A 26,791-nucleotide genomic window follows, 5' to 3' on the forward strand; every position below is an offset into this window, starting at 1 on the left:
CTTAAGCGAATCCTAAGGCAGCTCAGCTGTCCTCCAGCCAGGGGCTCCGCTCCGCCTCGCTCCAGCGGGCCCAGGGATGGCTTGCCAAGGCCGCATTGCTGAATTGGCCCAGCCCGGTGATCTCCCGCACGCACCAATCCGGGATCTCCACGGCCTGATCGACCCGCTCCAGTTCCACTTCGGTCAGCACCAAGGGGGCGTTCTCCCCTGCAAAGACATCCAGAACCCAGTCCCCACCCGGTAAATCCAAGCCGAAGCGACGCTTGATCAGCTGCGCTTCGCAGCGCTCGAGCAACGCCGAAGCATCGGCCGCCGGAATCGCGTACTCAAACTCCTGCCGGGCGATTCCGCCGGCGGGGAATTTGAGCGTCAGCCAAGCCTCATCCGCGCCGGCTAGGCGGACCCGCGCGGTCATCGCCTGGGAGGAGTTCGGCAGGTACCCCTGGGCAAAGTCCCGCTGCCAAGACACCACGGAGCGCCACTGCTGACCGGAGACCAGAAAGCGACGCTCAATCTCGAGGGCCATGGACTTGCTCTAGTTAGGAGACGGCTCGGCGGCCGTCAAACTGCCGGCCCAATGCAACTTATGGGTCAAGGTGCGGTAGTAGGAGGGGCTCTGCTCCAGCAGCACCATCAAGGCGTGATGGGGGGAGCGGCGCACATCACAGCGATCCCCGGGCTCCAGAACCGCCGCGAAGGCCCCGTCCTTCCAGAGGCGCACCCGACTGTTGGAGGGACCCAGCGGCCAGACCGCCAACTGCGCCCGGGGCGGAACCACCAACGGCCGGCTGGAGAGGCTCATCGGACAGATCGGGTTCACCACAATCGCCTCCACACCGGGATGCAAGATCGGGCCGCCGGCCGCCATCGAATACCCCGTTGAGCCGGTCGCGGTCGACATGATCAGGCCATCCCCCCGGAACTGATCGACCACCTCGCCATCAATCTCCAACTCCAGGACACAGGTGGGCGTGACCTCGTCGATCCCGGGCCTCAGGTAGAGGTCATTCAGGGCCGTATGCACCGTGTCGCTGCTGTCGGTGCGCGCCTCGAGCATCATGCGCCGCTCGAGGGCAAAGCGATCGTCCCGAAGTCGCTGCCAGAGATCGAAGGAACCCTCGGCCTCATGGCCATGGCCCAGCAGCTTGCGCTCCTGGGTCAAAAAGCCAAAATGACCGCCGACATTGAACGAGAGGATCGGCACATCCAGGGGCGCCAGGTGCCGCGCGGCCCCAAGCACCGTTCCGTCTCCCCCCAGCACCACGGCCAAATCGGGCGGACTCCCCTCATCCGCCAAGAGCCCGGGGAAGGGGTTCGCACTGGCCCCACTCATGGCCACGGCGACCTTGACGCCTTGATCGCGCAAGATCTGGGCACAACGCCGGGCTTGGCGCAGGGCAGCCTGGCTGGCCGCTCGATGGATCAACCAAACGGTCTCAAGGCGCATAAGCCAGAGCTGAGCTCGCGCCCAGCCTGGCTACCAACGCAGCAAGTTGAAACGCTCCATATCCACCGTTTCACGGTTCCGATACAGAGAGAGAAGGATCGCCAGGCCGACGGCAGCCTCAGCAGCCGCCACGGTGATGACGAAAATCGCAAAGACCTGTCCGCGAATCAGCTGGCCATCGAGGTAGCTGGAGAAGGCCATCAGGTTGATGTTCACCGCATTGAGCATCAGCTCGATGCTCATCAGAACCCGCACAGCGTTGCGGCTGTTGATCAATCCCCAGACACCCGTGCAAAACAAGATGGCGGCCAAGGCGAGATAGCCCTGGAGAGGAACGGTGGTCGGCAGCTCGATGGACATCAGTTGGTTTTCTCCAGGAGCAGGGGGGTGCGGGATTTCTCGATCAAACCCTGATCAGCGGGTTCGCCAGTGACCACATCGGTGCTGAAGACATCGCGGCGGGCCAGGACGATCGCGCCGATCATCGCCATCAACAGCAGGACTGACGCCAGCTCGAATGGCAGGAGGTAGTCGCTGAAGAGGTGCTCACCGATGCGAATGGTGGCCTCTTCGCCAATGGGGGTCGGGCCGGGCAGGGCCCAGGGAGTCGTGAAGGCCACCCGCAGCAGCAGGGCAAACAAACCAGCGCACACTGCACCGGAGAGGAAGCGACGTACGGCCAGGCCAGGGATCGCCGCCAGGTCTTCCTTCTTGTTCACGAGCATGATCGCGAACAGGATCAGGACGTTGACCGCACCGACATAGACGAGCACCTGGGCCGCCGCCACGAAACTGGCATTCAGCAGCAGGTAGAGACCGGCAACCGAGAGGAACACGCCGCCCAGCAGAAATGCGGAATAGACGATGCTCGGCAGCAGGACTACGCCAAGGGCGCCAATGGCGACCGCTGCTGAAAGACAGACAAAGCAGATGAACTGCGTGGAGGAAGCAATGGTCATCAGGCGTTCTCCTCCTTCGGCAGGGTCTTGAGGACGTCAGCGGGCAGTTTGCCGGCCCGCGGACGATTGGGATCCACGCCATGGGGATCCATCTCTCCTTTCGGCAGATAGGCCAGCTCCCGCAGGGGCACGACCGCCGGGTCGCTGGTGACGCTGGTGGGGAGACGGCCCAGGGCAACGTTGTCGTAGTTCAGGCTGTGGCGATCGAAGGCCGCCAGCTCGTACTCCTCGGTCATCGAGAGGCAGTTGGTCGGGCAGTACTCGACGCAGTTGCCGCAGAAGATGCACACCCCGAAGTCAATGGAGTAGTTGCGCAGTTCCTTTTTCTTGGTGGCTTTGTTCATCACCCAATCCACCACCGGCAGGTTGATCGGGCAGACGCGCACACACACCTCACAGGCGATGCACTTGTCGAACTCGTAGTGGATTCGGCCGCGGTAGCGCTCCGACGGAATCAGTTTTTCGTAGGGGTACTGAACCGTGATCGGCCTGCGCTGAAGGTGATCAAAGGTGACCGAAAGCCCCTGGGCGAGGTAGTTGGCCGCACCCACCGCATCGCGGGTGTAGTCACCGACTTTCTTGAGGAACCCGAACATGGAGTGGTGGGAAGGGGCGGTGGCGCCGGCACCATGATGGCCTGGCGACCTGGCAAAGGGGGTGGCGGTGGGGAATTAACCGCCGAAGAAGGCCGGGAACGCGAGCTTCAGACCAGCGGTCACCAGCAGGTTGACCAGGGCGACGGGCAACAGGAACTTCCAACCCAGGTCCAGCAGCTGGTCAATCCGCACCCGGGGAACGGTCCAACGCAGCAGGATCGCGAAGAACACCAGCAGGTAGGCCTTCAGCACCGTCATCACGATGCCGGTGGTAGCGGTAATCACCTGCACCAGGGGAGCGTCGATCGGCTGACCCGTCAGGTTCACCACCCACTCGACGGGAAGCGGGAAGCCCCAGCCACCCAGGTAGAGCACCGCCACCAGCAGGGCGGAGAGCACCAGGTTGATGTAGCTGCCCAGATAAAAGAGGGCGAACTTCATGCCGGCGTATTCGGTCTGGTAGCCAGCCACCAACTCCTCTTCAGCCTCCGGCAAGTCGAAGGGAAGGCGCTCACATTCGGCCAGGGCGCAGATCCAGAAGATCACGAAACCGACGGGTTGGCGCCAGATGTTCCAGCTGAGAATCCCGGCGCCGGTTTGCTGGTTGACGATGTCAACCGTGCTGAGGGAGTTGCTCATCATCACCACGGCCAGCACTGCCAAGGCGAGGGGGATCTCGTAGGAGATCGACTGGGCGGCGGCCCGCAGGCCACCGAGCAGGGAGTACTTGTTATTCGAGGCGTAGCCAGCCATCAGCAAGCCAATGGGCTGGATGCTGCTCAGGGAAATCCAGAGGAAAATCCCGACGCCGACATTGCTGATCAGCAGGTGCTGGCCGAAGGGCACGACCAACCAGCTGAGGATCACCGGCACCAGCACCAGCACCGGGCCCAGGGTGAAGAGCAGGCCGTCGGCTCGGGCCGGAATGATGTCCTCTTTGAACAGCAGCTTCAGGCCGTCCGCGAGGGGCTGAAGGATGCCCAGGGCACCGGCGTATTCGGGGCCGATTCGCTGCTGAACGGCAGCCGAGATCTTCCGCTCGAGCCAGACGTTGACCAACACGCCAACGACTGCAGCCACCAGGACCACCAGCATCGGCAGCGGCAGCCAGAGCAGGTGGGCCATCCCCGGCGACAAGCCGAAGCCCTGCAGCACGTCCGTGAAGCTGGCCTCAAGGTCGAGCCCGGCACTCACGACAGCGGGATTGGCGATCACCATGGGTGGTCTGTTGATGGGGGCAACTTAGGCCGGCGCAGCCCTTAACGGCCTTCGATCGACTGCCAATCGCGGCCGCTGGAGCCGGTGTAGATCTGCGTGGGCCGGTAGATGCGGTTGGCACCGAGCTGTTCTTTCCAGTGGGCCAGCCAGCCTGCGGTGCGCGCGATCGCAAAGATCGGGGTAAACAGGTCCTGGGGAATGCCCAGTTTTCGGTAGACCAAGCCGGAATAGAAGTCGACGTTCGGGTAGATCCCCTTCGGGCCCAGGCGCTCGGCTGCCGCGGCTTCCAATTCGCGGGCCAGGTCGTAGAGGGGGTCGTGGCCGAACTGATCGAAGAGCTCTTCCGCCAGTTTCTGCAGGATCACCGCCCGGGGGTCCTTGACCTTGTACTCGCGGTGACCGAAGCCCATGATCTTGCGCTTCTCGGCAATGGCCTGATCCAGCCAGGGCCTCACCTGATCGGCGGAGCCGATGGTTTCCAGCATCGCCAAGACATCTTCATTCGCGCCGCCATGGAGGGGGCCCGCCAGGGTCCCCACAGCCGAGGCCACCACGGCGTAGGGATCGGTCAAGGTGCTGGCCGTCACCCGCGCGCTGAAGGTGCTGGCGTTCAGGCTGTGCTCGGCGTGCAGGATCAAGCAGGCGTCAAAGATGCGCGCCGCCAGGGGATCCGGTTCACGCTCGGTGAGCATGTACAGGAAGTTGGCCGCATAGGGCAGGTCATCCCTGGGCTGAATGGGGTCCTGCCCTTTGCGAATCAGCTGGAATGCCGCGACCATCGTCGGGATCTTGGCGATCAGGCGCACCACCGCTGAATAGATGTATTCAGGGTTGTCGAGGGCGCGGCGGGAATAAAAGAGACCCAGGGAGGCCGCACTGCTCTGCAGGGCGTCCATCGGATGGCCGCTGGCCGGGAAGCACTTCATCATGTCCCGGATGCGGAAGCTCACCCGGCGGTGCATTTGCACCTCCTGCTCAAACGCCGCCAGCTGCTCAGCGTCGGGGAGCTCACCCCAGATCAGCAGATAGGCGGTCTCCAGGAAGGTGCTCTGCTGGGCCAGCTGATCCACCCGGTAGCCGCGGTAGGTCAGCAGCCCTTGCTGTCCATCGATGTCGCACACCGCCGACTGCGTGGCCGGCACCCCTTCCAGACCCGGGCGATACGCCGGAGTCGCTGCCGTTGGGGTTGCCTCCTCAGCCATGGAATCGGGGTTGCGTCAACCGCAACCTAAGGCCCGCCCTCGCTGCGGGACTGTCGCCGACCGAGCAGTACCCGCGGCGGCAGGAACATCTCCAAGCGGGCCGATCCGAGCAAGTCAGCGCCTGGGGCGATCGGCCACTGCAGCAGCAAGGCACCGGCTTTCTTGAGCCGGATCGCCTGGGGGGCTCGGGCCATCGGCACACCAATCAACAGAGCCGCCAAGGTGCTCAAGTCCGGCTCATGGCCCACCAAGGCCAGACGTTTCCAACCGGGCCGCGGGGAGAGGGGGCCGAGCCAGCGATCGAGCAGGGGCAGGGGGTCCGCCAGGGGGGCTAAGGCCGCCGCCAACTCCAGTTCTGGGGCTAGCCCTGCGCTCACGATCAATTCAGCGGTCTGGCGGGCCCGCACCAGCGGACTGCTGAGCACCAGATCACAATCCAACTCCAACTCCAGCAGGCGCTCCAGCTGCTGAGTGGTGCGCTCACGCCCCTCCGGCGTGAGGCTGCGCTGGGCGTCATCGACGCCCTCACTGCGCTCTTCAGCGATGCCGTGGCGCACCAACAGCAACTCAAGCTTGCGGCTGGCCATGGTCAGGCGTGCAGTTGCAGCAGCCCCCGCAGCCTCAAGCTGCGTTGGTCGGGGGCATCAGGCTCCAGGCTCAAGGCCACCCCGTCCACACGGGGGGTCAGGGAGGAGCTGGAGAGCGTGCCCACCAAGCGCCAGAGCTTCCAGCGACTGAGCAGACCCTGGGCAGCCTGGGCGTCCATCGACCACTGGAAGGGGGCCTGGGGTGAGCCCAAGAGCTCCAGCTGATCGAGGCGCTCCTGGGGTGCACGACGGCCTTCGTACTGCTGGTTGAGGATCGCCAGGCCTTGGCCCCACCAGGCGAAACCACCTTGGCTGGAGCGGGCACCTGCGAGCTGGGCCTGGAGCTGGTCGGGATTGCCCTTGACCGGCTTGGACTCGAGGCGCGTCCAGGCCTGAAGGGTTTGCCCGCGGCTCTCCAGCGGGGAGGCGCTGTATCCATCGGCCTCAAGGGCCGGCTGCAGGGTCTCGGCCGACGGACGATCCCCGCGGGTGCCCAGCAACCAACCTTCGCTCTGATGGGCCCAAAGCAAGGGCCCCGAATCCGCCGCGGCCACCAGGGCCGGCAGGTGACCTTGATCCCGCTTGAGGGCCTGGGTCAGGGACGGGCCAAGCAGGCTGCTCCAAACATTGGCGTCCTCGGCGGCGAGGAGCTCAGCGGGATTGGTCAAGAAGGCAAGGCTGTCGGCAGCGACCTGCACCTGGCGCAACAGCTCCGTGTTGACCGGACCCAGACTGGGGAGCGCATCGCGCAACTGGGCCAGGCCATCCACCTGAAGCCCCGACCCTTGGGGGGCCAAGGCCAGCACCAATTCCACCGCCGCCGACTCATCCCCAACGGGCAAGCCGAGCCACTGCTCCATAGCCTCGGGGCGGGCCGTCAGCAGCGCCACCCCCTCTCCAAGTCGCTGCAGGGCCTTTTGCAGAGGCGCACTGGCGGCCTGGTTCAGTTCATCGATTTGGGAGACATCGAGCGCCTGCTCGAGCACGCCCCGACCGGAGGCGATCAGCACCAAATCGTCGTTGATCAGGGCCGTCGCCAGGGGTTGCGGGTCCTGGCCCAAGAGGGCGCCGCGACCGCTGATCAGCCCCATGCCGCGATAGCTAGTGATCTGCAGATCGGTCCCAGCCAGGCTTCGGGTCTGCCAGAAGCGCTGCAGGAAGCGGCGGGCCCCTTCGTTGTCGCGACTGCGCAGCGCCAGCACCCAACCGGGTGCCTCCCCACTTCCAGGGGGGGTCAAGAGGGCAAAGCTGCTTTCATCCCCCAGCCAGGGGGAGAGCTCCGAGGCGTAGTCCAGGCCCGCAGCGGCAAAGGCCCCGTCCCGCAGTCGGTCAGCGGCCGCCGCGGCCTGACGGCGCTGACGGGGGGGAGCAACGGCCCGGGCGTAGGCAGCCGGCTCATCCGGGCCCACCAACCAGTGCAGGCTCAGGGGCGCCGTCCGCGGAACAAAGCGCGCCGCCAGCGGCATGGAGAGGGCCTGGTGTTGCAACGCAAGGGGACTGCGCTGCAGGAGCAGCCACCAACCCGCCAAGCCAAAGCTCAGCATCGCCAACGCCACCGCCAGCAGTGCCGCCAAGAAGGGGCGGGCCTTCATGCGTCGCTTACAGGATTGGCCTCATCTTTATGCATCAAGGCGATCTTTGGCACCCCCGTGACCGCCGGTAGGGTTCCGTGATGCCCAGTCCCGCAAGCATCAGCGCCACAGAACTGAAGCGTCGACTCGACGCCGGTGAGGCGCTGCAACTGGTGGATGTGCGAGAGGCCATGGAATTGGACCTGGCTCGACTGCAGCAACCGGTGATCCATCTCCCCCTGAGTCAATCGGAGACCTGGATTGAGCAGATCTCGAGCTTGATCAACCGGGATCAACCCGTGGTCGTGCTCTGTCACGCCGGGATCCGCAGCTGGCAATTCGCCTCTTGGCTGATGGAAGCCCAGGGCTACGAACAGGTGCTGAACCTGCAGGGCGGAATCGATGCCTGGAGCGTCTCAGCCGACCCAATGGTGCCGCGGTACTGAGGCAACCAGGCGGTCAAACGCGGCTGTGATTGCTATCGGTTGGCTGGATGAGCCGGCCGATGTTTCCGCTGCTGCTGCCCCTACGACTGTGGCGCTACTTCGGCAATCAACGGCTGAAGGCGGTCCTGGCGATCCTCACGGTGTTGCCCGATCCGCTGCTGATGGTGGGCATCCCGGTGCTGCTGCAGCTGGTGATCGACCAGGTGATTGGCAACCCCAGCGGCGGGCCACCGGTGGCGGTGCTGGTGCTGCTGCCCTGCGCCTGGCTCCTGCTGGCGGTGGTCTGCAACGGCTTCTCGATCAAGTTGTTTGCCGCCCTCGGTAGCCAACTGGGCACGAGCTTTCGCCAGCGGCTCTTCGGCCATCTGCTGGAGCAACCAAACCCCACCGATGGCCGCGCCGAAGGGGGGGAGCAGGGCTTGCTGGCGCTGCAGATTCCAACCCTGGAAAACGCGGTCGTCAGCCAGCTCCCCCTCTTCACCTGGACGGTGGCGCAGCTCTTGCTTGGGGTGCTGCTGCTGTTCACCAGCGATTGGCGGCTCGCCCTGGTCGCCGTGGTGCTCACGCCGCTGCTGCTCGTGAGCCAGGTGGCCTTCACCCCGGCCCTGGCCAGGCGGGAAGAGGCTCGGGTCGAGCAGGCCGGACGGCTGCTGAGCTACGCCGGCGAACGGCTGCGCAGCCGGGAGTTGGTGGACCTATTCGGTTTGCGCAGCACCACCCGCTCGGAATTCAACCGTCGCAACCGGGACCTGATGCGCTGGGCCCAGCGGGTCGGAGCGATGTCGGGCCTGCAACAGGCCGCCCTGACCGCTTCCGCCATGCTCACGCTGGTGAGCGTCTTTGCCCTGGGCACCTGGTTGGTGCTTCAAGGGCAACTCACGGTGGGCCAGCTGGTCTCCGCCCTGGGGATCGCCACGGCCATGGTCAGCGGCATGTGGCAGCTGGGCGCCTCCCTTCTCCCACTCCAGGCCGCCACGACGGCCCTGAACCTGCTGGAGCAGCAGCTGCCCGCCGCCAAGCGCTCCGAGCAACGGCCGGCGCTGGCCCGGGGGATCGAACCCAGCCCCCCGGCCTTGCGGAAGGAGCTGAGGATCGAGCAGGTGCAGTTCCGCTACCCGGGTGGTGGCGGCCTGGACGGACTCAACCTGACGATCCCCGCCAACAGCTCCCTTGCCCTGGTGGGCCCCAGCGGCGGCGGGAAAAGCACCGTGCTTCGACTGCTGCTGCGGCAAATCGAGCCCCAGCGCGGTGGCCTGCGGGTCGATGGCGTGCCCTTGAGCACCACCGACCGGGGCGCCTGGCTTGAGCAGGTGGCGTTGGTCCCGCAGGAGACCGTCCTGTTCGATCTCTCGATCGCGGACAACATCCGCCTGGGCCGGCTCGATGCGTCCGATCAGGAGGTCCTCGATGCAGCCCTAGCCGCCGAGCTCGGGGAACTGATTCAGTCCCTACCCAACGGCCTCCAGACCCCGGTCGGCTCCGGTGGCGGGCGCCTCTCCGGTGGCCAGAAACAACGGATCGCCATTGCCCGGGCGATCGTGCGCAACCCCCAGCTGCTGCTGCTGGATGAAGCCACCAGCGCCCTCGATCCCAGCACCGAAGAAGCAATCAACACCACACTGCGTCGCTTGAGCGAGGGCCGCACGGTGGTCTCCGTGCTGCACAGGCTGCGGGCCGCTGCGGCCATGGACCAGATCGCCGTGATCGATCAAGGCCAAGTGGTGGAGCTCGGCCACCACAACGATCTGTTGGCCGCTGGCGGGCTCTATGCCTCCTTCTGGCACCGGCAGATGAGCGGCTTCAACCTGGAGCTGGGGCAACGGGTCCGGATCACGCCCGAGCGCCTGGCCACCATCCCCCTGTTCCACGGCGTCGATCCCAAGCTGCTGCGTTGGCTGGCCTCGGAATTCGTCAGCGATCGGATCCGCCATGGCGAGGAGGTCTTCCGCGAAGGGGACGCCCCGGACGCCTTCTATGTGGTGGTGGCCGGCACCTTGGAGGTGCTGCAGAACGATCTCTGGGGCGGGACTCCGATCAAACAGGGGCTGGTGGAGGAGGGGGACTTCTTCGGCGACGCAGGCCTGATCGAGGACCACCCCCGGGCCGTCACCGTGCGGGCGCGGGGAGACGGACTGCTGCTGCGGCTCGACCGGGATCGCTTCCTGGATTTGCTCGATCAGGACCCGGACTACCGCCGCTTTTTCCTGCATTCAGCCCGCGCTAGCGTGTAGGCCCCGTAGCATCCGCAAAGCGGCATCAGTGCACCGTTTTGCAGCCCCTGCCCCGACGGCAACAGCAGGTGCTTCAGGCGACGGTGCAGCACTACGTCGACACCACGGAGCCCGTGGGCAGCCAAACCCTGGTGCGGCGCTTTGACCTCCAGGCCAGCCCAGCCACGGTGCGCTCCGCCATGGGAGCCCTGGAGCAGCGGGGCCTGCTCACCCAACCGCACACCTCCGCCGGCCGCGTTCCGAGCCAACTGGGGTATCGCCACTACGTGGACTGCCTCCTGCCCGCCCCCGGTGCCGCCGCCAATCAACTCAACCGTGAGCTCACGGGGTTGAGCCTGCAATGGGCCGCCTTGGATGACCTGCTGCTGCAGCTCGCCCGCCGCCTGGCCGACCTCACGGGCCTGATGAGCCTGATCACCCGGCCCCAGGAGATGGGGGGACGCCTCGAGACGGTCCGGCTGGTCCCAAGCGACGACCGGTTACTGGTGCTGCTCGTGGAAAAGGGGGCCGCCGCCAGTTGTCTCAACCTGCGGATGCCCGAGGAACTGGGTGCCCAGGTGCCAGCCCTGGAGCGCTGGGCCAGCGATCAACTCCAGGGGGGTACTGGTCGCCTGAACTGGAAGGCACTCCCCAGCCAACTGGGAAGCAGCGGCGAATTGCTGCGGCAGGGCCTCAGCAGCCACAACCTGGCCCGGGGCAACAGCAGCGAAGGCGCCGTCAGCCTCGGGGTGGCGGGACTGCTTGGCCAACCGGAATTCCAACGCAGCTCCAGCCTGAAACCGCTGCTGCAACTTGTGGAGCTGGAGCCCCAACAGGTTCTGCGCAGCAAGGCCGCCAGCGGCAGGGGCGGGGTCTGGATTGGCTCAGAGCACCCCCATCCCGCCCTGCAGGACTGCGCAGTGGTGCAAGCCAGCTACGGCAACGACGGCCACGTCGCCCTGATCGGCCCCATGCGCATGGCCTACTCCACCGCTCGTTCAGCGGTGGAGAGCGTCGCGGGCTACCTCGATCGGCTGCTCAGCTGAGGGCGCTGCCCAGGCGGTCGGCAACCGTGTTGACGTCCTTGTCGCCGCGGCCGGAGAGGTTGAGCACCACCTCGCTCCCTGGGGCCAGGGTGGGGCAGAGCTTGTCGAGCCAGGCAAAGGCGTGGGCGGTCTCCAAGGCCGGGATGATGCCCTCCAGCTGGCAGAGCAGCTGCAGAGCATCGAGGGCCTCCGCATCCGTAACGGCGCCGTACTCAGCCCGGCCGATGGTCTTGAGATAGCTGTGCTCAGGGCCCACACCGGGGTAATCCAGGCCGGCACTGATGGAGTGCGCCTCCTGCACCTGCCCCTCCTCGTCCTGGAGCAGCAGGCTCATCGCCCCGTGCAACACACCTACGCGACCCTCGGTAATGGTGGCGGCATGGCGACCGGTGGGAACGCCATCGCCGGCCGCTTCCACGCCGATCAAGCGGACGTCGGTGTCCTGGACAAAGGGGTGGAACAGACCCATGGCATTGGAGCCCCCACCAACGCAGGCCACCAGGACATCGGGGTTACGGCCAAAGGCCTCATGGCACTGGCGCTTGGTCTCCTCGCCGATCACGGCATGGAAATCGCGCACCAGCATCGGGAAGGGATGGGGGCCTGCGACGGAACCCAGGATGTAGTGGGTCGTCTCAACGTTGGTGACCCAATCGCGGATCGCCTCACTGGTGGCGTCCTTCAAGGTGGCGGTGCCAGCGGTGACGGGCTGAACCGTTGCCCCCAGCAGACGCATCCGGAAGACGTTCAGGGCCTGACGGCGCATGTCCTCGGCTCCCATATAGACGACGCACTCGAGGCCAAAGCGCGCACAGACCGTGGCGGTAGCCACACCGTGCTGGCCCGCACCGGTTTCGGCAATGATCCGCTTTTTGCCCATCCGCAGGGCCAGGAGTGCCTGGCCCAGGGCGTTGTTGATCTTGTGGGCGCCGGTGTGATTGAGGTCTTCGCGCTTCAACCAAATGCGCGGGCCGCCCTCGGCGCGGCGGTAGTGCTCGCTCAGCCGTTCCGCTTCGTAGAGGGGGGTCGGCCGGCCGACGTAGTTGCGCAGCAGGTGATTGAGCCGCTCCGTGAACGCGGGATCCTTCCAGGCTTCTGCAGCGGCCCGCTCCAGTTCCGCCAGGGCGGGGATCAGGGTCTCGGGAACGTACTGACCGCCAAATTGGCCGTAGCGACCCAGGCTGTTGGGCCGTGACTCCAGCGCCAATGCCGACGTCATCGAAGGAACGGTGCTGGTCACCAGGTGCGCGCGGAGTCAGTCAAGGTTAGGAACTGGCGGGGGCGGCAGGACTGGCCAGCCGGCGGGCTGATCGATACGGATGCGCTGACCCCCTGCAGTGCAGGGATCACTGCCGCTCACGGAGGTGGACAAGGCAGCGCCACTTGGGCCAGGACGGCAGACCTCTACCTGAACGGCCGGCAAATCCATCGCGGACCTCCGTTGCGCTGAACTGGAACCAAGACACATCCAAAGCGATGCCGAAGGGAGGCTGGCAAGAATTCACACGGCCTGAAAGCCTGCAACGGGCCAGCAGTGCCCCTGCGGAATCGACGGCCAAGGCCCAACAGCGCGTGCGGGTGCAGCGCACCAAGGCCGGCAAGGGCGGAAAGATGGTGACGGCCATCACGGGGCTGGAGGCCGCCGAAAGCGATCTCAAGGCCCTGCTGAAACAGCTCAAGGCCGCCGCCGGAACGGGCGGGACGGTGAAGGACGGAGTGATCGAACTGCAGGGCGACCAGGTGAGCGCCGCCCTGGCGGCCCTGGAGAAAGCGGGCTACCGGCCCAAGCAAGCGGGCGGCTGAGCCGGAGCGGTCGGCGGCGACAATGGCCCGACATTGCTCCAAGGCCCGCCATGACCGCATCTCCCACCTACGGAGAGCTCACCAACAAGGGCGCCTCCACCAACATCGCCTGGCACCACGCGTCGGTGGATCGCGCCGCCCGGGCTGAGCAGCGCGGCCATCGCAGCGCCATCCTCTGGTTCACCGGCCTGAGTGGTTCCGGCAAGAGCACCCTCGCCAACGCGGTCAACCAGGCGCTGTTTGAGCGCGGCCTGGCCTGCTACGTGCTGGACGGCGACAACATCCGCCACGGGCTCTGCAAGGACCTGGGCTTCTCCGATGCCGATCGCGAGGAGAACATTCGCCGGATTGGCGAGGTCAGCAAGCTGTTCCTGGACGCCGGCGTGGTGGTGCTGACGGCCTTTGTCTCCCCCTTCAAGGCCGACCGAGACCGCGCCCGCTCCCTGGTGGAGAACGGCGACTTTGTCGAGATCCACTGCGCCGCCGACCTGAGCGTTTGCGAAGAGCGCGACACCAAGGGGCTCTACGCCAAAGCCCGCGCGGGTGAAATCAAGGAATTCACAGGCATCTCCAGCCCATACGAGGCCCCTGAGACGCCGGAACTGCGGGTGGACACCGGCAGCCAGAGCCTCGAGGCCTGCGTGGAGCTGGTGATCAACCACCTGCGGGAAGCGGGCGTCATTCCCCAGTGATCACGTCGGGGGCAGGCTGCTGCCCCCAGGCATCCAAAAAGGTTTTCAAGCAGCTGGCGACCGGAACCGCCAGCAACAGGCCCAGCAGGTCGCCGAAGCCCATCAAGCTGCCCACGCGGGCGCCAACGGGCAGGGAGACCAGGAGCCAAGCGGGCTGCAGACCAACGATGCTGCCCATCAAGCGGGGCTGGATCACCTGATCCACAACCTGACCGACGCTGATGGCCGCCACCAGCACCTCGATGCCGGTGCGGGGGTCATCCAAGGCCAGCAGCACACTCACCAAGACAATCGTCAGGGCGCTGGCATAGGGCACCAGGGTGGTGAAGCCGATCGCCACCGCGAACAGCACCCCATAGGGAATCCCCAGCAGGGTGAACACCACGATCTGCAGGGCGCTGAGGATCAAGGCCAGCAGCACCTGCCCGGCGAAGTACCCCCGGAAGGTGCGGTTCAAGGTGCCGGTGACCAACGTCCGCGTTCCCTCGGGAAGCCAGCGGGCCAAGCCCGCCACGATCGGGTCGCCGCCCAGCAACAGGAACAGGGCCAGGACCGCCACGATCACCACGTTGACCGTCAGGCCGACGGTGGCCCCCAGGATCCCGAGAGCCCGTTGGCTGAGCTGGCTGGCCAGCTGACTAGCCCGGGCGAACAGGGTGCTGCTGAGGTCCGTGAATTCGGTGGGCAGTCCCCGATCGGCAGCCCAGACCTCCAGGCGATCCAGCACGCCCTCCGCCTCCACCAACCAAGAGGGCAGGGAATTGATCAGCTCACCCAGCTGCTCAATCAGGCGGGGCACCAACCAGAGGGCAGCCAAGACCAACAGGGTCAGGGACAGGCCGACCACCAGCAACACCGCCAAACCCCGGGGGAGGCCACGGCGAGCCAACCAACGGGTGGGGAGATCCAGCAGGAACGCAATCAGCGCAGCCCCGACGAACAGGGCAGGGAAGGGGGCCAGCGGCAGAAGCAGTTGCCGCAGAACCCACAGGTTCAAGGCCAACAGCGGCAGCGCCAGGCTCAGGCGCAACCAGGGCGGCAGAACCAGACGTTCAAGCATGGGTCACCCCAACAACACCGCCCCAACCGATCACATCTGTGCCAAGTAAGCGGCACTGCCCAGCTCCAGCAAGCGGGCGTCCTTGGCCACCACCTGATCGTGGAGGGACTGGCGGTACTCCGCCAGGCGAGCGGAGAGGGCCCCATCGGCCGTCGCCAAAATTTGCGCGGCGAGCAGGCCAGCGTTCGCCCCGTTGCCGATCGCCACGGTGGCCACGGGAATACCAGCGGGCATCTGCACGATCGAATGCAGGGAATCCACCCCGGAGAGGGCCCGGGTCTGAACCGGAACGCCAATCACCGGCAAGACCGTGAGGGACGCCACCATCCCGGGCAGGTGAGCCGCCCCGCCAGCCCCGGCGATGATCACCTTGAAACCGCGGCCGGCGGCGGCTTGGGCGAACTCCACCATCTCCATGGGCGTGCGGTGCGCCGAGAGCACGCGGACCTCCACGGGCACCCCGAGGCGGTTGAGCATCTCCACGGCGGGCTGCATGGTGGGCAGATCAGAGTCGCTCCCCATCACCACGGCCACCAGCGCAGCGTCAGACATCGGCACGTTTCAGCGTTCGCAGCGAGGATGACATGGTTCCGTTCTCGCATCGAATGCGCTGGCTGAGCCACGTTCGCCTGCCTGGAGAGCCGGGGCTCTGGCGCATTGGCCTCGCCCAGGAGCAGATCGCCGCCATCCAGCCGCTGCCCCAGGGAAGCGCCGCCGCCGGTGAGAACTGGTCTGGCGACTGGCTCAGTCCCGCCGGCATCGATCTGCAAATCAACGGTGGCCTCGGACTGGCCTTCCCCGAATTGCAACCCAGCGATCTGCCCAAATTGCTGGAGCTGCTGGAGCTGCTCTGGCGCGATGGGGTGGAAGCCATCAGTCCCACGCTGGTCACCTGCGGGGTCGCCCCCCTGCGCCAAGCCCTGGGGGTGCTGAGGGACGCGCGCGCAGAGCACCAACGCGGCCGCTGCCGGCTGCTGGGGGCACACCTGGAGGGCCCCTTTCTCGCCCATGGCAAACGCGGAGCCCACCCGGCCGAGCACCTCGCAAGCCCCAGCCTGGAGGCCCTCGAGGCCCGCATCGGCGGCTTCGAAGAGGACATCGCCCTGGTAACCCTGGCGCCGGAATTACCGGGTGCCGATGCGGTGATCGCCGCCCTGCGCAGCCGAGGGATTGTGGTCAGCCTCGGGCACAGCGAGGCCACGGCGGAGCAGGCCTCCCATGCCTTCGAGCAGGGGGTGGGGATGCTCACCCACAGCTTCAATGCGATGGCAGGACTGCAACACCGCAGTCCTGGACCGATTGGCGCCGCCGTCCGACGCGGGGACGTAGCCCTGGGCTTAATCGCCGATGGCGTCCATGTGGATCCGACCATGGCGGTCCTGCTGCAGCGGCTGGCACCCGAGCAGGTCGTGCTGGTGAGCGATGCCCTCGCTCCCTATGGCCTGGCCGACGGGCTGCACCGCTGGGATGAGCGCACCCTGATCGTCGAACAGGGGAGCTGCCGGCTCGAAGACGGCACCTTGGCCGGGGTCACCCTGCCCCTGCTCGAGGCGGTCAGGCGCCTGGCCAGGTGGAGTGGCGATGCCGATCGCGCCATCGCCGCGGCCACCGTCCTGCCCCGGCGCCTGCTGGGTGCGCCAACCCGTGTGCGGGAGCAACTGCAGGGCCTGCCCCTCGGCGAAACCCTGCGCTGGAGCGGGACCAGTGCTGAGCTGCGCTGGAGCCGGGCCGCCTGAATAGGATCCGCCCCATCTTCCCCCTGCGCCGAATGCCCGCCGATCAGCTGCTCAACGACAAGGCCGCCGAGAAGCAGGCCGAGAAGCAAGAGGTGAAGGGCTACTTCGAAACAACCGGTTTCGATCGCTGGAACCGCATCTACAGCGAGTCCAGTGACGTCAACAAGGTGCAGCGGAACATCCGCATCGGCCACCAGAAGACCGTCGACAACGTGCTGGCCTGGCTCCAGGAGCAGGGGAATCTGGGCGGCCGCAGCTTCTGTGATGCCGGCTGTGGCGTCGGCAGCCTGACCTTGCCGCTGGCGCAGCTGGGCGCCGGCTCGATTGCCGCCTCCGACCTCTCGGGGGCCATGGTCCAGGAAGCCGAGCGCCGGGCCAATGAAGCCGGCATCGCCCCAGGGCGCGTCAGCTACCTGGCCTCCGATCTGGAGAGCCTGAGCGGCAGCTACGACACCGTGGTCTGCCTGGATGTCTTCATCCACTACCCCCAGGAACCCGCCGAGGACATGGTGCGCTACCTCGCCTCCATGGCTGAGAAGCACCTGATCGTCAGCTTTGCCCCCTACACACCGGTGTTGGCGGTGCTCAAGAAGATCGGCCAGCTCTTCCCTGGACCCAGCAAAACCACCCGCGCCTACACCCTGCGCGAGAAGGGAATTGTCCAGGCCGCTGAAGCGGCGGGCTTCGTGCTCAAGCGCCGCAGCCTGAACAAAGCCCCCTTCTACTTCTCACGGCTGCTGGCATTCGAGAAGGCCTGAGGGCAGGGGCGCCTCCAGCGCCAAACCCCTCGGCTCCAAACGCAGGCGATGGGCATGGAGCTGGTAGCCACCGGCTCCGGGCAGCACCTCAGGGCGCGCTACTCCGCCCGGCAGATACAGGGGATCCCCCAGCAGTGGGGAGCCCAAGGCGGCGGTGTGAATCCGGATCTGATGCGGCCGTCCCGTCGCAATCTCCATCTCCACCAAACAGCGCTCCGGCCGGCGCTCGAGCAGGGTCAAGGCACTACGGGACTCCAGGGCTGAGGAATCGCCGGGGAGGGCCGCGCACCACAACTGCCCCAGCAGCGCATGGGGCCGCCGGCCAATGGGAACCGTGATCGCTCGGCTCTCGCCGCAGCGCCAGTCGGCCGCCAAGGGCTCGGTCAGGGCGCGGTAGACCTTCAGACAGCCCCGGCTGGCGGCTGATGCTGCGGTGCTCTCCCGCAGCTGGGCACTGAGCTGCCCCCGGGTCTCCCGCTGCCGCGCGCAGACCAGCAGGCCCGAAGTGAATCGCCCCAGGCGATGCACGGGCCGGGCCTCGGGCGCCCAAGTCTGGAGCTGCGTCAGCAGGGTGTGCTCCAGGAATCCACCGGCGGGCAACACCGGCAGGCCGCTGGGTTTGTTCAGCACCAGCAGATCACCGTCATCGAAGACGACCGCGCGCTGACTCAGCACCGGCACGGCGGCCTCCTCCCAGGGGGGCCGATGCCAGATCAGCTGATCCCCGGCTGCCAACGCTGCATCGGCCCGGAGCTGCTGGCCGTTGCACCAGATCTCACCGGCGGCCAGGCGCTCCCTCCACACCGACGGATCGGAATGGCCATAGCGCTCGGCGTAGTAGCCAACCGTGCTCTGGGCGGCCGCCTGGACCCGGTCCCGGTAGCGGTGACCGCGGTTGAGGGCCGCCGGCAGCCAGGCGCTACTCAACCAGTCCGTTTTCGAGGGCGTAGCGCACCAGCTCCGTGCGGCTGGCGGTGCCGGTCTTGGTGAACAGCCGGCTGACGTACTTCTCGACGTTGCGAATCGAGGTTTCCAGGCGGCGGGCGATCTCCTTGTTCATCATTCCCTCCGCCACCAGCTGCAGCACCGAGGCCTCCCGGGGGGTGAACTCGTGCTTGACCGCCGCGGTGGGCTGCTTGCTGCCACCGGTGGCCAGCAGGGAGCGGATCTCGGTGATCTGCTTGGCCATCTGGCCGATGTCGGCATCGGCGAAGCGGGCGGCCTCGGTCAACAGGCGCTCCTGGCGCTTGACCACGTTGTGCACCCGCGCCACCAGCTCGTCGGGGTCAAACGGCTTGGGGATGTAGTCATCGCAGCCGGCCTGGAAGCCCTCGATGCGATCGGCCGTCATGCCCTTGGCCGTCAAGAAAATGACGGGGGTGCCGCCCAGGCGCTCGTCCTCCCGCAGCTTGCGCAGCAGGCCGTAGCCATCCAGGCGGGGCATCATCACGTCGCTGATCACCACGTCGGGCAGCAGCTCCTGGGCCTTAGCCCAACCGTCCTCTCCATCGACGGCCGTCGTGACGACAAAGCCCTCGTCTTCGAGGTAGGCCTGCACGGCCGTGCGCAACCCCGGTTCGTCATCCACCAACAGCAAACGGGCTGGTGCCGCTGGCGTGAGGTCTTGTTGGGTATCAGGTTCGAGGCTCATCGCCGCAATCTATCGAGGGTTTCCAGGCAGGACCTGCTGCTGCTCGATCAGCTGGCCGGAGTAGCCCAACTGCTTGGCCAGGGCCGTGAGGGTGGCGGGATCCTTGCCGGCCTGCTCGGGGAAACAGGCGGCCCACCAGATCTTGTGATCTAAGCGGTTGGCCTCGGTGACCTGACCGCCGGGGTTGAGCTCCTTGATCAAGAGTTCGTTGCGGCGCTTGGTCAGACGCATCGGCGCATTGGCACTGCAGCGCAGGTTGTCCACGGCCAGCTCCACCCCAGTCGGGGATTCCACCCAGACGACGATGGTTCGCGCCGTGGGGTCATTGGGATCGGGCTTCACGCCGTGCACCCCAATCAGGTGCACCCCCTCGATCGTGCCCCATTCACGCAGCACCACCAGATCGGCCGGGCGCTGCTCCGAGGGCTTGAAGAAAACGCCATCGCGCACCTCCTGGGCCTGGGCGCCTAGCCCTGCAGCGGCGGCGGCGCCCAGCAGCAACGACAGCAGTGCAATACGACGGCCCATGGCGCCCGAGTTCGGCAGCATGGTTGCCAGCATGGGCGTCCATGGCCTCCGGCGTCACCTATCTCGACTATCAATCCACCACCCCCTGCGATCCGGCGGTGGTGGAAGCGATGGCGCCCTGGTGGAGCGACGCGTTCGCCAACCCCGCCAGCCGCCTGCATCGACCCGGGCTGTCCGCCGCTGCGGTGGTCCAGCAGTCCAGGGCCGCCATCGCCGGCGCCCTGGGTCTGACGGCTGAGGAGCTGATCTTCTGCAGCGGTGCCAGCGAAGCCAACAACCTGGCAATCAAGGGGGTGGCAGAGGCGGAGTTACGTCGCGGCGGCCCCCGCCGGCGCCTGATCTGCCTGGCGACCGAGCACCGGGCCGTGCTCGATCCAATGCGATATCTGGCGGGGCATGGCTTTGAGCTGGTCTGCCTGGCGCCCCAGGCCAATGGACTGATCGACCTGCAGCAGCTCGAGGCCGCCCTGAGCCCGGAGACACTGCTCGTCAGCGTCATGGCCGCCAATAACGAGATCGGCGTTCTCCAACCGCTCGAGGCCATCGGCCAGCTCTGCCGCCAGCAGCAGGTGCTGTTCCACTGCGATGGCGCCCAGGCGGTCGGCCATCTGCCCCTGCAGCCGCTCACGCTTGGCATCGACCTGCTCAGCTTCAGTGGTCACAAGCTCTATGGCCCCAAGGGCATCGGCGCCCTGGCCATCGCCCCTGGGGTCGATCTCGCGCCGCAACAGCACGGGGGCAGCCAAGAGCGGGGCCTGCGGGCGGGCACCCTGCCGGTGCCCTTAATCGTCGGCCTCGCCAAGGCCGTGGAGCTGGCCGAGGCGGATCGCGAGGCGCGGGGCCTGCGACTCGCCGGGCTGAGGGATGCCCTCTGGCAGCGCTGCCAGGCCCTGGGCGGCATCCAGCGCAACGGCGCCGAAGCCCCCTGCCTGCCCCACAACCTCAACATCAGCATCAAGGGCGTCGAGGGCACCGCCCTGCATCAAGCCCTGCGCCGCAGCCTGGCGGTCAGCAGCGGCTCCGCCTGCGCCGCGGGCGAACCCTCCCACGTGCTCCAAGCCCTAGGCCGCAGCCGCCTGGAGGCCGCAGCCTCGGTGCGCTTCAGCCTGGGGCGCTCGAGCAGCGTCGCCGATGTGGAGCGGGCGGGGGACGTCCTGGAGGAAACGCTCAAGACCCTTCGCCGGGCCTAGCGCTTCAAAAGCTCAACATTGGTAGGCAGGCGCTGTCGCGGTCGCTACTTTCCGGCCAAACACCTGCTTTTTCGATGGGATTGCCCACCCCAGGCACCAACAAGCTCTCGATCCTGCGAGCGATTGAGGATGGCTGGCAGGCCTTCTGCCGCGCCCCCTGGCCCTTCGTGCTCTTCCAGGTGCTGGTGCTGGTGATCATGGCCCCCTTCATCGGCCTGATCACCAGCGGCCTGCTGCACCTGGCCCTGGGCGCTCCGGCCCTGCTTCATCCCGTCGCCACCAAGATCGGCCTGGTGGTCGGAATCATCGGCTACATCATCGTGGCCCTCTGGGCCGCCGTGGGGCTGACCCGCGGTGCCTGGACCAGCCTCGAAGGCCAGAAACCCAGCTTCAGCAGCTTCACCCGCTGGGATAGCGATGCCAGCGGCCGCCTCTTCGGCTCCAGCCTGCTGCTGGTGATCGTGCTGGCCGTCGTGGGCGCCGTCGCCTGGGGCATCGGCTTCGGTCTCGGCAAGGTCAACACCGTGCTGTTCTGGATCCCCGTGATCGCCTTCGCGATCTTCAAGATCTGGCTGGTGGTGACCCAGCAGTTCCTGGTGCCGATGTCCCTCTATGGCACCAAGCGTCCTGTGGAGACCCTGCAGGCCGGCATCGACGGGGTCAACCCCAGCTGGTGGACCGTGCTCTGGTTCGTGATCGTCGAGAGCGTCGTCGCTGGCGTCGCCTACCTGTTCAACGCCGGCGGCCTGCTGGTGCTGGCTCCGGTGCTGATCTGCGTGAGCACCGCGGCCTACCGCCAGCTCTTCGGCAGCCAGGACCACACCAGGATCATGAGCAACAACTGATCAGCTCAGATCGCGCCGCCTAGCGACGCGCCATTTCGCGGAACGGCTGCGAGGGTTGGAGCTCTGCTCCTCCTCTCCAGCCGTTTCTGGTTTTCGGGTCACCCGTTGCAGCCGCTCATCACTGCTGAAGGCGGTTTTGACGCGGCGATCCTCAAGGGAGTGGAAACTGATCACCCCCATCAGGCCGCCGGGCTCTAACCAGTCGGGGGCTTGCTGGAGCAGGCGATCCAGGACCCCGAGTTCATCGTTGACGGCGATGCGCAGGGCCTGGAAGGTGCGGGTCGCGGGATGGATCCGTCCGCGGCGCGCCTTGGGGGCGTAGCAACCCGCCACCAGGTAGGCCAGGGCATCGGTGCCGGCGAAAGGCCCCTGTTCAGCGAGGTGCTGCTTGATCTTGCGGGCGATGCGGCGGGAGAGCCGCTCCTCTCCATAGGCGTAGATCAAATCCGCCAGTTCCGTCTCCTCCAGGCGCTCGATGAGCTCCGCCGCGGTCTCCCCGGCCTGAGGGTTCATGCGCATGTCCAGGGGACCGTCGTGGCGAAAGCTGAAGCCCCGCTCCGCCACATCCAACTGGGGACTACTGACCCCCAGATCCGCCATCACCGCCAGAGCTGGCTCCTGGGGCTGGTAGTCCGCAAAGTTGGTCGCGACGATGCTGACCCGATCGCCAAAGGGCTCCAGGCGCTCCGCCGCGGCCTGGCGGGCCGTGGGGTCCTGGTCCAAGCCCACGAGCTTCAGGCCTGGGTGTGCCTCGAGCAACAGGGCGCTGTGGCCGCCCCCACCGAGGGTGCAATCGATCAGCAGGCCACCGCCCCGCTCCTGCAAAAGGGGTTCCAGCGCAGTGAAACTGGCCAAGACCTGCGCCGCCAGCACAGGCACGTGATCAAAGGCCTGTGCCAGCGGAGGTGTAAGCAACGGGCCCTTCCTTCCTAAGATCCCGCCAGCGAGCCCTCTTCCTCGGCCCCATGACGCAGCTGGAAACGCGCACGGAGCCGATGGTGGTCAACTTCGGGCCCCACCACCCCTCGATGCACGGGGTGCTGCGGCTTGTGGTGACCCTGGACGGTGAGGACGTGGTTGATTGCGAGCCGGTCATCGGCTACCTCCACCGCGGCATGGAAAAAATTGCCGAGAACCGCACGAACGTGATGTTCGTGCCCTACGTCAGCCGCATGGACTATGCGGCTGGGATGTTCTACGAGGCGATCGTGGTCAACGCCCCGGAGCGCCTGGCCGACGTGCCGGTGCCCAAGCGGGCCAGCTACATCCGCGTGTTGATGCTTGAGCTCAACCGCATCGCCAACCACCTGCTCTGGCTTGGCCCCTTCCTGGCGGACGTGGGCGCCCAGACGCCGTTCTTCTACATCTTCCGCGAGCGGGAGATGATCTACGACCTCTGGGAAGCAGCCACCGGTCAGCGTCTGATCAACAACAACTACTTCCGCATTGGTGGTGTTGCAGCGGACCTGCCCTACGGCTGGCTGGACAAGTGCCTGGACTTCTGCGACTGGTTCGGCCCCAAGATCGACGAATACGAAAAGCTGATCACCAACAACCCGATCTTCCGCAAGCGGATTGAGGGTCTCGGCACGATCACCCGTGAGCAGGCGATCAACTGGAGCCTGTCGGGCCCAATGCTTCGCGCCTCCGGGGTGCCCTGGGACCTGCGCAAGGTCGACCACTACGAGTGCTACGACGACTTCGACTGGAACGTGGCCTGGGAGAAGGAAGGCGACTGCTTCGCCCGCTACCGCGTGCGCATCGAGGAGATGCGCCAGTCCCTGAAGATCCTGCGGCAGGCCTGCGAAATGATCCCGGGCGGGCCGACTGAAAACCTGGAAGCCCGCCGCATGGCCGAGGGCAAGGGCAGTGAATTCGCTGGCTTCGACTATCAGATCGTGGCCAAGAAAGTGGCGCCCACCTTCAAGATCCCCAACGGCGAGCTCTACACCCGTCTGGAATCAGGCAAGGGAGAGATCGGTGTGTTCCTGCAGGGCAACAACGATGTGACCCCCTGGCGCTTCAAGATCCGCGCGGCCGACTTCACCAACCTGCAGATCCTTCCCCACATCCTCAAGGGGGCCAAGGTGGCCGACATCATGGCGATCCTGGGCTCGATCGACGTGATCATGGGCTCGGTTGACCGCTAATCGGTTTCTTCAACGGATTCAACGCAGCGGCTATCTGCTGCCTGCCGGACTCACGGGCGCGCTCTGGCTGAAGGGCCTGCACCCGGGCCTGCCCGGCTGGAGCTGTCCGCTGCGAGCACTCACGGGCGTTCCCTGCCCGACCTGCTACCTGACCCGCGCCACCGCCGCCAGCTTGAGCGGCAATCTTGATGGGGCCCTGCAGCTCCATGCTTTTGGCCCAGTGGTGGCAGGGGCCCTACTGACTTGGTCCGTGTTCTCGGTCCGCCAACGGCGCCTGCTGCCGCGGGGGATCCCGGCCTGGCCAGTCGGCGCTGGTGTCGTCACCCTCCTGGGCTATTGGCTCCTGCGCGTCGGGGTGAGCTTTGGTGGCTGGCCAGGGCCTGGGCTGCTGCACTTCCCGCTGGGGCAGCTCAGCTAATCAGCCCCTTGTTGTAGGCAGCGTTCTGCAAATAGAAGGAACTGACTGGTAGCGCCAACAGGGCACCAAAACCACAGGTGCAGATCGACACCACCAGAACAAGAAGGATCGTTAGCAGTTCCAGACCCAAATACTGGATCCCCTGGGGAGAGCGAAAGAGGACCTGGACCGACGCTGCAAAAGCATCGGTCACGCTCAAGTTGGTGTTGAAAATGCGATTCACATAGAGAGGGGTGACGAACAAAATCAACACCCCTGGAAGCACGCAAAAGAGGAAGCCCACCAGAACCAGGACCGTAAACAGAACACCGGCCCAGAGGTAACGCCAGGGCTTCTCGAACAGCGCTGCAAAGGCAGCCTGAACCGTAATCACCTCACCGCGTTCGTAATAGAGCGCGGGAATAGCCGCAAGCAACACCCCGACGAAACTGGAGAGGACCATGAAGGGCAACTGACCGAGCTGCCCCAGGGCCATCGCCAACACCGTTCCACCGCCATTGGGGTCGGCGCCGCTGAGCATCGTCAGCAAGGCACTGATCACGAAATAGACCACCGTGCCGATCACGCTGATGCCCATCGCCGCGATCCAGGCCAACAAAATCGCAGGCACGTGAGCAACAAAGGCTTCCCAGGCCCGATTAATGCTGGGTGATTCCGTAGCCAGCGGCGAGGCCATGTCATCCCTCAAACTGAACCCATCGTGCAGAGCCCTTCGCGGGTTTGACTTCGGCCTGCAATGAATCCGAACAGCTGGTTGATGCTTTGCCGCAGCGTGCGTTTCGGTGAAACCGACGCCGCCGGGGTCATGCACTTTCAACAGCTCCTGCGCTGGTGCCATGAGGCCTATGAAGAAAGCCTCGAGCGCTTTGGCCTCAACGCAGCCGAGATTTTCCCGACCCCTGGCTGCACTCCAGAGGTGGGGCTACCGATCGTTCACTGCAGCGCCGATTTCCGCCGCCCTTTGGTCTGCGGATCCCCGCTGGCCATCAGCCTGAAACCGACGCGGCTTGATCCGGGCTGCTTTGAAGTGCGCTACAGCTTCAGCAGCGACGACCAGCTGGTCGCTGAAGGGCTCACACGCCATCTGGCCATCCGCAGCGACGGCCGGCAACGCTGTGAATTACCGCCAGGGATCAATCGTTGGTTGGAAGCCTCTGCCCTACAAGGCGGGATTCAGCCCCTTTAGAAACAACGCCAAGGCACCAGAACAGCGCAGCCAGTTGCAGGGGCAGCAAACTCGCCAGAAGAGCAAAGGGGTGGAATCCCTGCGCCGGAACCGTTGAGAACAAGCCCACACTGACCAAAGCGGAGAGCGGCAGGATCCAGCGATGGGCCGACTTCAAGGCCACACCTCAGAACCACTCTTTACTGTTCTGGATGTAGATCGACTCGAATTCTTCTGGGGTCTTCGTGAGGTAGATGATTCCCTCAATGATTCCAATCACGCCCATCACAAAACCAGCGATGCCACAGGTCAACACCGTGACCAGCAACATGATCAGCCCAGCGGTGTTGTAACCCAGCACAAATTTGTGCACACCGAATGAGCCCAAAAAGATCGCCAGCAGGCCAGCCGCGAGCTTTTTATTGCTGGCTTCGGTGAGGTTGCTCTCGACCATCGGTCCTCCCGCCACAGGCCGCTTCTAGCAAAGGCCGCTGGATCTGTCACGGCAGGGCCTGGAGCCAATGGCGCCAGCGCTGGCGCTCCCACTTGCCCATGGCATTGCGCTCCAAGGCCTCACAGCAGAGCCACTGACGGGGCCGCTGGGCCGGAGGCAACAGCTCAGCCAAGCGCTGCAGAGCGCGCTCCAGCGCTGGCCAGTCCTGCGGTCCGGCCGGCCGCACCAGGGCCAGCAAGCGGGCGCCCCACAGGGGGTCCTCTTCGGGAAGCAGCAGCAGCGACTCGATCGGCAAACCCGCGTCCTTCAGCCGTTGCAGCAGCACCAGCTCCACCTGCTCAGGGAACACCGTTTCCCCGCCGCTTTGGATCGCACCATCCAACCGGCCCAGCAGCTGAAGACCACCCGCATCAAGGCGGGCGAGGTCGCCACTGCTCCACCACCCCTGCTGCAGCGGCAGGGGCTCCCAGACCTCCCCAGACCAGAGCGCCGCCGCCAGGCTCTCACCGCGGATCTGCAGGGCGCCGCTGCTGGGATCCACCTGCAGCTCGGCATGGGCCAGGGGCTGGCCGCAACCGCCCTGTCCCGCCAAAAAAGCCTGCGGCAACTGAACCGCCACCATCGCCCCCGTCTCCGTACTGCCGTAGCAGGGGGCCAGGTGCAGGCCCTCGCGCCGGCAGGCCTCCGCCAGCGCCTCTGGCAAGGCCGCTCCACCCACCCAGATCACGGCACAGCCGCGCAACCAGGCCAGAGCGCGGGGATCCTCCAGCAGCCGCTGCAGCTGCGTTGGCACCAGTGAGACCAGCGCCGGCCGCTTGCGATCGAGGGGGGCGTTTTCAACAAGCAGCGCCGGGTCCCGCAACCACTGCGGCGGCAAACAACGCATGGGCACCCGCCACTGCTGGGCCCGCACCAGGGGCATCAGGCCACTGATGTGGTGCAGCGGCAGGGGGTTGAGCAGCTCACAGGCCCCTGGGTCGAGGCCGACGCCCAGGAGCCATTCGGCCGTGGCTGTGGCCGCGCGCTGCAGGCCAGCCAAGGGCTGCAGGCACCAGCGGC

31 protein-coding genes are annotated in these 26,791 nt (G+C 66.1%); 12 read left to right on the top strand and 19 right to left on the bottom strand.

Translation table 11 applies throughout. From position 1 onward, the window contains the following. Positions 1 to 22: 22 nt before the first annotated feature. The 9 genes from CB0205_RS0101160 to CB0205_RS0101200 form a co-directional block, all read right to left on the bottom strand. Positions 23 to 526: a CYTH domain-containing protein gene (locus CB0205_RS0101160; RefSeq protein ID WP_010313355.1), complete on the bottom strand. Its 504-nt coding sequence runs from the start codon at positions 524 to 526 to the stop codon at positions 23 to 25. Between the two features lie 9 nt (positions 527 to 535). Beyond that, positions 536 to 1,447, bottom strand: coding sequence for an NAD(+) kinase (locus CB0205_RS0101165; protein WP_010313357.1), 912 nt, complete (start codon positions 1,445 to 1,447; stop codon positions 536 to 538). A gap of 30 nt (positions 1,448 to 1,477) precedes the next feature. Next, complete coding sequence (gene nuoK, locus CB0205_RS0101170) at positions 1,478 to 1,807, bottom strand: NADH-quinone oxidoreductase subunit NuoK (protein ID WP_010313359.1); 330 nt, start codon at positions 1,805 to 1,807, stop codon at positions 1,478 to 1,480. Beyond that, entirely contained in the window at positions 1,807 to 2,406 is a 600-nt protein-coding gene (locus CB0205_RS0101175; RefSeq protein WP_010313362.1) for an NADH-quinone oxidoreductase subunit J, read from the bottom strand. Before CB0205_RS0101175 ends, nuoK begins: the two co-directional genes overlap by 1 nt. Then, the gene (ndhI, locus tag CB0205_RS14085; protein ID WP_010313364.1) at positions 2,406 to 3,002 is read right to left on the bottom strand and encodes an NAD(P)H-quinone oxidoreductase subunit I; all 597 of its coding nucleotides are present in this window, start codon (positions 3,000 to 3,002) and stop codon (positions 2,406 to 2,408) included. Before ndhI ends, CB0205_RS0101175 begins: the two co-directional genes overlap by 1 nt. A 75-nt stretch (positions 3,003 to 3,077) precedes the next feature. Then, the gene (gene nuoH, locus CB0205_RS0101185; RefSeq protein ID WP_010313366.1) at positions 3,078 to 4,196 is read right to left on the bottom strand and encodes an NADH-quinone oxidoreductase subunit NuoH; all 1,119 of its coding nucleotides are present in this window, start codon (positions 4,194 to 4,196) and stop codon (positions 3,078 to 3,080) included. Between the two features lie 65 nt (positions 4,197 to 4,261). Next, positions 4,262 to 5,422, bottom strand: a complete 1,161-nt coding sequence (locus CB0205_RS0101190) for a citrate synthase (RefSeq protein WP_010313368.1) — start codon at positions 5,420 to 5,422, stop codon at positions 4,262 to 4,264. 26 nt (positions 5,423 to 5,448) lie between these two features. Continuing rightward, positions 5,449 to 6,009 carry a phosphohistidine phosphatase SixA gene (sixA, locus tag CB0205_RS0101195; protein ID WP_010313370.1) on the bottom strand — a complete coding sequence of 187 codons (561 nt, stop codon included), beginning with the start codon at positions 6,007 to 6,009 and terminating at the stop codon, positions 5,449 to 5,451. A 2-nt stretch (positions 6,010 to 6,011) separates the two neighbouring features. After that, entirely contained in the window at positions 6,012 to 7,601 is a 1,590-nt protein-coding gene (locus tag CB0205_RS0101200; protein ID WP_010313374.1) for a DUF3352 domain-containing protein, read from the bottom strand. An 80-nt stretch (positions 7,602 to 7,681) separates the two neighbouring features. On the opposite strand from CB0205_RS0101200, the gene CB0205_RS0101205 reads away from it, so the two are divergent. From CB0205_RS0101205 to CB0205_RS0101215, 3 genes are read left to right on the top strand one after another with little or no spacing between them, the layout of a single operon-like run. After that, complete coding sequence (locus CB0205_RS0101205; RefSeq protein ID WP_010313376.1) at positions 7,682 to 8,026, top strand: rhodanese-like domain-containing protein; 345 nt, start codon at positions 7,682 to 7,684, stop codon at positions 8,024 to 8,026. 47 nt (positions 8,027 to 8,073) lie between these two features. Then, positions 8,074 to 10,257 (top strand): ABC transporter transmembrane domain-containing protein, encoded by a 2,184-nt coding sequence (locus CB0205_RS0101210; RefSeq protein WP_232197210.1) that lies wholly within the window; start codon positions 8,074 to 8,076, stop codon positions 10,255 to 10,257. A 38-nt stretch (positions 10,258 to 10,295) separates the two neighbouring features. Further along, complete coding sequence (locus CB0205_RS0101215) at positions 10,296 to 11,282, top strand: heat-inducible transcriptional repressor HrcA (protein ID WP_010313379.1); 987 nt, start codon at positions 10,296 to 10,298, stop codon at positions 11,280 to 11,282. On the opposite strand, the gene trpB is transcribed toward CB0205_RS0101215, so the two are convergent. Further along, a complete protein-coding gene (gene trpB / locus CB0205_RS0101220; protein ID WP_029626016.1) occupies positions 11,275 to 12,522 on the bottom strand; it encodes a tryptophan synthase subunit beta in 1,248 nt (415 codons plus the stop codon). The two genes, CB0205_RS0101215 and trpB, sit on opposite strands and share 8 nt — an antisense overlap. A 236-nt stretch (positions 12,523 to 12,758) precedes the next feature. Between trpB and CB0205_RS0101225 the strand changes: the two genes are divergently transcribed. Then, on the top strand, positions 12,759 to 13,085 hold the full coding sequence (locus tag CB0205_RS0101225) for a translation initiation factor (RefSeq protein WP_010313383.1): 327 nt from the start codon (positions 12,759 to 12,761) through the stop codon (positions 13,083 to 13,085). A 50-nt stretch (positions 13,086 to 13,135) separates the two neighbouring features. Further along, the gene (cysC, locus tag CB0205_RS0101230; RefSeq protein ID WP_010313385.1) at positions 13,136 to 13,777 is read left to right on the top strand and encodes an adenylyl-sulfate kinase; all 642 of its coding nucleotides are present in this window, start codon (positions 13,136 to 13,138) and stop codon (positions 13,775 to 13,777) included. On the opposite strand, the gene CB0205_RS0101235 is transcribed toward cysC, so the two are convergent. Further along, the gene (locus CB0205_RS0101235) at positions 13,764 to 14,837 is read right to left on the bottom strand and encodes an AI-2E family transporter (RefSeq protein ID WP_010313387.1); all 1,074 of its coding nucleotides are present in this window, start codon (positions 14,835 to 14,837) and stop codon (positions 13,764 to 13,766) included. The two genes, cysC and CB0205_RS0101235, sit on opposite strands and share 14 nt — an antisense overlap. A 30-nt stretch (positions 14,838 to 14,867) precedes the next feature. After that, a complete protein-coding gene (purE, locus tag CB0205_RS0101240) occupies positions 14,868 to 15,389 on the bottom strand; it encodes a 5-(carboxyamino)imidazole ribonucleotide mutase (RefSeq protein WP_010313389.1) in 522 nt (173 codons plus the stop codon). 32 nt (positions 15,390 to 15,421) lie between these two features. Here purE and CB0205_RS0101245 point away from each other — a divergent pair, with 32 nt between their 5' ends. After that, positions 15,422 to 16,573 carry a hypothetical protein gene (locus tag CB0205_RS0101245; protein WP_010313391.1) on the top strand — a complete coding sequence of 384 codons (1,152 nt, stop codon included), beginning with the start codon at positions 15,422 to 15,424 and terminating at the stop codon, positions 16,571 to 16,573. 32 nt (positions 16,574 to 16,605) lie between these two features. After that, complete coding sequence (gene bchM / locus CB0205_RS0101250; RefSeq protein WP_010313393.1) at positions 16,606 to 17,331, top strand: magnesium protoporphyrin IX methyltransferase; 726 nt, start codon at positions 16,606 to 16,608, stop codon at positions 17,329 to 17,331. Here the strand turns inward: bchM and CB0205_RS0101255 are convergent. The 3 genes from CB0205_RS0101255 to CB0205_RS0101265 are packed head-to-tail and all read right to left on the bottom strand — an operon-like array spanning position 17,302 to position 19,531. Further along, entirely contained in the window at positions 17,302 to 18,258 is a 957-nt protein-coding gene (locus CB0205_RS0101255) for an RluA family pseudouridine synthase (protein WP_010313395.1), read from the bottom strand. The two genes, bchM and CB0205_RS0101255, sit on opposite strands and share 30 nt — an antisense overlap. Continuing rightward, entirely contained in the window at positions 18,251 to 18,982 is a 732-nt protein-coding gene (locus CB0205_RS0101260; RefSeq protein WP_010313397.1) for a response regulator transcription factor, read from the bottom strand. The genes CB0205_RS0101255 and CB0205_RS0101260 overlap by 8 nt, the downstream gene beginning before the upstream one ends. Positions 18,983 to 18,991: 9 nt before the next feature. Continuing rightward, positions 18,992 to 19,531, bottom strand: coding sequence for a hypothetical protein (locus tag CB0205_RS0101265; protein ID WP_043705165.1), 540 nt, complete (start codon positions 19,529 to 19,531; stop codon positions 18,992 to 18,994). Between the two features lie 20 nt (positions 19,532 to 19,551). On the opposite strand from CB0205_RS0101265, the gene CB0205_RS0101270 reads away from it, so the two are divergent. Further along, positions 19,552 to 20,700, top strand: coding sequence for a cysteine desulfurase family protein (locus CB0205_RS0101270; protein WP_010313401.1), 1,149 nt, complete (start codon positions 19,552 to 19,554; stop codon positions 20,698 to 20,700). Positions 20,701 to 20,774: 74 nt separating this feature from the next. Then, a complete protein-coding gene (locus tag CB0205_RS0101275; RefSeq protein ID WP_010313403.1) occupies positions 20,775 to 21,545 on the top strand; it encodes a hypothetical protein in 771 nt (256 codons plus the stop codon). Here the strand turns inward: CB0205_RS0101275 and rsmH are convergent, their stop codons facing one another. Next, positions 21,546 to 22,460: a 16S rRNA (cytosine(1402)-N(4))-methyltransferase RsmH gene (gene rsmH, locus CB0205_RS0101280; protein WP_071777917.1), complete on the bottom strand. Its 915-nt coding sequence runs from the start codon at positions 22,458 to 22,460 to the stop codon at positions 21,546 to 21,548. 50 nt (positions 22,461 to 22,510) lie between these two features. Between rsmH and CB0205_RS0101285 the strand changes: the two genes are divergently transcribed. Both CB0205_RS0101285 and CB0205_RS0101290 read left to right on the top strand, forming a co-directional pair. After that, positions 22,511 to 23,695, top strand: coding sequence for an NAD(P)H-quinone oxidoreductase subunit H (locus tag CB0205_RS0101285; RefSeq protein WP_010313409.1), 1,185 nt, complete (start codon positions 22,511 to 22,513; stop codon positions 23,693 to 23,695). Continuing rightward, the gene (locus CB0205_RS0101290; protein WP_010313410.1) at positions 23,685 to 24,113 is read left to right on the top strand and encodes a DUF2752 domain-containing protein; all 429 of its coding nucleotides are present in this window, start codon (positions 23,685 to 23,687) and stop codon (positions 24,111 to 24,113) included. The genes CB0205_RS0101285 and CB0205_RS0101290 overlap by 11 nt, the downstream gene beginning before the upstream one ends. Here the strand turns inward: CB0205_RS0101290 and CB0205_RS0101295 are convergent. Further along, positions 24,106 to 24,789: a hypothetical protein gene (locus tag CB0205_RS0101295; RefSeq protein WP_010313412.1), complete on the bottom strand. Its 684-nt coding sequence runs from the start codon at positions 24,787 to 24,789 to the stop codon at positions 24,106 to 24,108. The genes CB0205_RS0101290 and CB0205_RS0101295 overlap by 8 nt on opposite strands. A gap of 60 nt (positions 24,790 to 24,849) precedes the next feature. Here CB0205_RS0101295 and CB0205_RS0101300 point away from each other — a divergent pair, with 60 nt between their 5' ends. Beyond that, positions 24,850 to 25,299, top strand: coding sequence for a thioesterase family protein (locus CB0205_RS0101300; protein WP_010313415.1), 450 nt, complete (start codon positions 24,850 to 24,852; stop codon positions 25,297 to 25,299). A 166-nt stretch (positions 25,300 to 25,465) separates the two neighbouring features. Here CB0205_RS0101300 and CB0205_RS0101305 read toward each other — a convergent pair whose 3' ends face one another. Both CB0205_RS0101305 and CB0205_RS14090 read right to left on the bottom strand, forming a co-directional pair. Next, positions 25,466 to 25,732 carry a TM2 domain-containing protein gene (locus CB0205_RS0101305; RefSeq protein WP_010313418.1) on the bottom strand — a complete coding sequence of 89 codons (267 nt, stop codon included), beginning with the start codon at positions 25,730 to 25,732 and terminating at the stop codon, positions 25,466 to 25,468. A gap of 46 nt (positions 25,733 to 25,778) precedes the next feature. Continuing rightward, positions 25,779 to 26,791 (bottom strand): AMP-binding protein (locus CB0205_RS14090; protein WP_010313420.1); only part of this gene is annotated, 1,013 nt, incomplete at its 5' end.

Origin of the sequence: Synechococcus sp. CB0205 (genome assembly GCF_000179255.1) — a bacterium.
Classification (GTDB): Bacteria; Cyanobacteriota; Cyanobacteriia; order PCC-6307; family Cyanobiaceae; genus Vulcanococcus.